The sequence below is a fragment of the Bacillota bacterium genome (genome assembly GCA_040754675.1).
Classification (GTDB): domain Bacteria; phylum Bacillota; class Limnochordia; order Limnochordales; family Geochordaceae; genus Geochorda.
The window spans coordinates 1-4741 of sequence record JBFMCJ010000319.1 but is presented as its reverse complement, the minus strand read 5'-3'; the positions used below and the strand labels follow the sequence as shown (position 1 = coordinate 4741).

General features: G+C 70.9%; 5 protein-coding genes. 1 reads left to right on the top strand and 4 read right to left on the bottom strand.

Annotated features, from left to right (window positions below; genetic code table 11):
- The 4 genes from AB1609_15805 to AB1609_15790 form a co-directional block, all read right to left on the bottom strand.
- A partial coding sequence (locus tag AB1609_15805; GenBank protein ID MEW6047917.1) for a GAF domain-containing protein occupies window positions 1-1212 on the bottom strand: 1212 nt, incomplete at its 3' end.
- Between the two features lie 65 nt (window positions 1213-1277).
- On the bottom strand, window positions 1278-2048 hold the full coding sequence (locus AB1609_15800) for an HAD family hydrolase (protein ID MEW6047916.1): 771 nt from the start codon (window positions 2046-2048) through the stop codon (window positions 1278-1280).
- Complete coding sequence (locus tag AB1609_15795; protein ID MEW6047915.1) at window positions 2045-3043, bottom strand: 6-phosphofructokinase; 999 nt, start codon at window positions 3041-3043, stop codon at window positions 2045-2047. The genes AB1609_15800 and AB1609_15795 overlap by 4 nt, the downstream gene beginning before the upstream one ends.
- Before the next feature lie 115 nt (window positions 3044-3158).
- Window positions 3159-3788, bottom strand: a complete 630-nt coding sequence (locus AB1609_15790) for a hypothetical protein (protein ID MEW6047914.1) — start codon at window positions 3786-3788, stop codon at window positions 3159-3161.
- Between the two features lie 152 nt (window positions 3789-3940).
- On the opposite strand from AB1609_15790, the gene AB1609_15785 reads away from it, so the two are divergent.
- Window positions 3941-4741: DNA repair exonuclease (locus AB1609_15785; GenBank protein MEW6047913.1), on the top strand; the 801-nt coding region annotated here is incomplete at its 3' end.

The window sequence follows — 4741 nt, the reverse complement described above, 5'->3', positions numbered from 1 at the left end:
GTAGAGCTGAGCGTTTCGAACGGTAAGCGCCAGGTGTGCGCCGACCGCGTCCAGCATCTCCATCTGGTGCAGGGCGAACTGGCCGGCGGCGCGGGAGGCCATGACCACGACGCCGAGGATCTGCCCCTCCGCCACCAGCGGAACGGCGGCAACGGAACCCAGCCCATGCAGAGCGCGCATCCTCGGGAGCACCACCGGGTGGCCCCGCTGCTGGGCCAGGCGAGCCAGGCGCAGCACGAGTTCGAAGCGGGGGCCGGCGATGTCGCCCAGGTTGTGATGTACCTTCACGTCCCAGGCCGGCGGCTCGCCGGTGAGCAGGAGCACCGCGCCCGCGTCCGCACCCCACCCCTCCAGCAGGGTGCCGAGCGCCCGGCGCAGCAGCGTGTAGAGGTCATCGGGGGTGCGGTTGGGGTCGCGGCTTGCGTTGAGCGCCGTGACCAGGCGCGACCGCAAGCGGGCACCTTCGAGAGCCGGCGCCAGTTCTGCGGCCAGGATGTTGAGCATGCGGATGCGGTCCGGGTCCGGCGATTCGCCATAGCGGAGGTACGTGGCGAGAACCCCCACGCGCTGCTGGCCGATGGAAAAGGGCAAGCAGGTGACGCCGCCGATGTCCTCCTGGCGCGCCGTGTCCTGCAGCGGAAGCAGGAGCGGGCAGCGGTCGTTGATGTTGGCGCTGAGGGCCTGGCAACGGCTGCAGACGTTCGACTCGAGCCCGGCTTCGACCACCCGGCGCAGGCGGGCGGTGGCGGAGTCGCTCAGGTTCCAGGTGACCTCGAGATTGGGGCAGCCCCGTTCCGGATCGAAGTAAACCACGGCCGTGGCCCGGGCGCCCAGGGCCTCGACCGGCACCCGGGCGGCAAGGGTGAGCACCTCCTGTACGTCGAGAGCGGCGGCCGCCCGCTTACCGAGCTCGTGAAGGGCCAGAAGACGCCGGTGGGTGCGCTGAAGCTCGGCGTACGCCTGGCGCAATTCGTCTTCGGCGCGCTCGCGCTGCTCCATGGCGTCCACCAGCCGCCGAAGGCCAAGCCAGGCGACCACCACGCCCGTGGCCCCGTAGATGGCAAGCTGGGCCCAGGGGTGCCATGCGGGAGAAACCACGCGCAGGACCGCGTAGAGCCATGCCTGGTGAAGGGCCGCAAGCCCCGTGACCACCAGGGGAAGGGCCCAGAAGAGCCGGCGGATCTGGCGGCTCAGGCGCCGGGGCGAAGACATAGCTACTCTCATTTTAAACCGGCCGGGCGGGAACCAGGGGGTCGACCGGGCCGCATCCAGGCCCGTCACGACACCAGCGAAAGCAAGCCCCGCAAGTCACGGATCACCGCGTCCGGATCCGGGCCGCCGTACGGCGGGATGTCGGCGGGCGGCGAAGGATCGAAGCGGGCCGACGCCGGACGATCCACCAGGACGGCTCCCATGCCCGCGCCCTTGGCTCCGGCCACGTCGGCGTGGGGGGTGTCGCCCACGTACCAGGCCTCGGCCGGTTCAACGCCCATGGCCTCCAGCGCGATCTCGAAGAGCACCCGGTGGGGCTTGACGAAGCCGATGTCGGAGGACAGCACCACGGCCTCGAAGGGGCGCAGCAGCCCCAGCGCGTCCAGGTGTTCCCGCACGATGTACCCGCTCACCCAGATGTTGGAGATCAGGCCCAGCCGGACGCCGCGTTGCTGGAGCGCCGGGATGACCTCGGGCACCTCCGGATAGACCCGGCGGATGGCAAGACGCGGCTCCGCCCAGACGCGCTCCAGCCCGTTGAGGGCGGCCTCCGAGACGAGGATCCCGGACCGCCTCAGCGTCTCCCGGAGCACCTCACGCGCCCGAAGCTCCTGCAGCCTGGGCGCCGTCCGCCGCCGCGCCTCGACGATGGCCTCCCGGAACGCACCCAGGAGCTCGGACTGGCCTGGCAGCGTGCCGTCCAGGCGGGTGCCGTCCGCAAGCGGCCGGCGGAGCGCCGCGTGCAGGGCCTGGATGCTGGCGCGGTCCACCTCGTCCCACGAAGCCACCGGGAAACCGACCAGGGTGTCGCCGACATCGAACAGAATGGCCGTCACCGGGCGCCCACCGCCTTCCGGGCAAACTCCAGCCACTCCGGCGTGACCTGGCGCACCCCGCCAGCTGCCCTCTCCAGCGGCACCTCCACGATGCGGCCGCCCTGCAGGCCGGCCATGACTCCGCAGCGCCCGGCTTCGATGAGTTCGGCCACCCGGTCGGCGAAGAGGTTGGCGTGCCAGAGGTCGCGCTCAGAGGGCGGCCCGCCTCGCAGCGCGTCGCCGAGAACCTGGACGCGCACGTCCCGGCCCGTCTCTTCCCGGAGGTAGCCGGCGAGCGCATGGCCAACCCCGGCTCCAGCAGCGCCCGCCGTCTCGCCGAGGGGTACGCCTTCGGCCACCACCACGAGGGCGGCACGCCGCCCGGAAGCGGCGCTCTCTTTCACGAGCCCGGCGACACTGTCCGGCTCCGCCGGAAGCTCGGGGATCAGCACCGCATCGGCGAAGGTGTCCACTCCGATCCTGAGCGCAAGCCACCCCGCCTGCCGGCCCGGCACTTCCACCACCAGGTTGCACCCGTCCGGCCAGGTCGAAGAGAGCGCCGCGCAAACCATCTCGACGCCCCTCTGCGCCGCCGTGGGAAAGCCGATGCACGATTCGGTGCCGATCACGTCGTTCTCCACCGCCTGGGGAACCCCGACGACCCGCACCCCCATGCGGGAAGCGGCGGCTGCGGCAGCCAGCGTCTCGGTCCCGCCAACCGCCACCAGCGCGTCCACCCGGGCTTCGGCCAGGCGGTCAAGGGCCCGGCTGAGCGTGCCGTCCTTCAACGGGTCCGTGCGGGAGGTGAGAAGGGATGAGCCGGCCTGGAAGACCAGGGGACGCAGCTCCTCGGAACGGAGCGCGCGGTACCGGCCCTCCACCACCCCGCGCCACCCTTCCTCGAACCCCACCGCCTCGACGCCCCGGCTCTCGAGCTGCTGCGTCAGGCGCCAGAGAAAAGCCTGGATGCCGCTTGAGTTGCTGCTACCTGTCAAAACCCCGACGCGCCGTGACATGAAGCAGGTCGACTCCTTCCCGCGGGCCACTTTCATGAGCCCCACGCAACCGCTTTCTATCCGGTCCCGCCCGATCCTCTTGGAGGCGGGAGCGGGACGCCGATGGGGTTTTGCGTCAGCGCCCCTCGAAATCGTATTCCCGGTAGAGGACCTGCACCCGGATGCCCAGGGGGTCGATCCGGACGGCTTGCTGGTCGAGCACCGTGTGGGGGCCGACCCGCTGGTATGTCTGGTCGATGGTCAGGCGGCCCCACCAGTAGGCCAGTTCGAGGTGGGTGACGAGGCCGGTGGGGCGCTCCACCCAGAACCGCACGAACCGGGCACCCTTGCCCCCGGCCGGCCGCTGTCCCTCCACGACCCACACGGGCGTTCCCGAGGGGCTCAGGCTCTGGCCGGCGAGGCGGAGATCGTAGCCCTCCAGGAGGTCCGCGACCTGCACCAGCTCGAGCTGCATCTCGTTCGGCAAAAACCGCGGCGCATCGGGGCTTTGCACCAGGATCCGGTTCGTCTCCTTGGTGATCCGGGCGGTAAAGCGCCAGTCGCGGCCGAACGCCCGGGCATGGTAGATCTGAAGCACGCTCGTACGCCCGTCGATGAGCCGGGTGGTGCGGCGAACGTCCGCCATGACCTGGGCCAGCACGTCTGCGCCGGCCCACCCGGCGCGGCTGCCGAGAACGGTTCCCGTGAAGACGAGCACAAGCCCGGCCAGCATGACCGCTCTGCGCAGAACGGAGCTTGCTCCCATCCGTGTGCCTGCCAGCCCCCGAGTCCGCCGAGGCCAACCGATCCCATTATAGACGACCCTAGAAAGGAGCCGCGGGACTGTCCCGGAAGATCCATTCAAAGCCCACCTGGCGCACTTGCGCGCCTGTCGCAACCGGAACGGAGGGCGGCTCGATGCTCAGGCTCTTGCACCTGGCCGACCTTCACCTGGGCTGGTTTCCGTCGTTTCTGCCCGACGCGCAGGCGCGGGGCTGGCAGCAGGAGCGCGACCGCCGGCTGGAGGACGCGGTCGCGTGGGCGCTGGATCCCGCGCACGGCGTCGACCTCGTCGTCATCGCGGGAGACCTTTTCGAGAGCCACGCGCCCGACGAGGCGCTGGTGGCGCGGGTGGTAAGCGCCCTGCGGCGGCTCCAGGAGGCCGGCACGGGCGTGGTCACCGTTCCCGGCAACCACGACGAGATCACCTACCCCAACTCGGTCTACCGGGCCTGGGCCGACCGCTGGCCGGGGCTTCTGGTGCAAAACGCCAATCCGGAGGCGCTCGGGCCGGTGGCAGCCCGAGGAAAGGCGGTATATGTTTATTCCTGCGCCTACACCGGCGGCGTGACCCGGGCGTGGCCGCCGGTGGACGCGTTCCCGCCTCGGGCCGCGGACAGTGGCTATCACATCGGCGTTTTTCACGGGACGCTGATGCAGGACGACGCCGGCGCCAATCCCCTCGCGCACGACCGGAGCCTGCCCCTGGCGGCTTGCGCGCTTGGACAGGCCGGCTACGACTACGTGGCCCTGGGGCACATTCACCGCCACGAGGAACAGCGCGCCGGCTCCACGCTTGCGGTCTACTGCGGGGCGCCGGACGGCAAGGGGTTCGACGACCCGGGCGTGGGGTTCTACACGATGGTGGAGGTGGAACGGGGCCGCGCGGCGGTCGAACGCGTTGGCGTCCTGACCCGCCGCATCCAGACGGTGGACGTG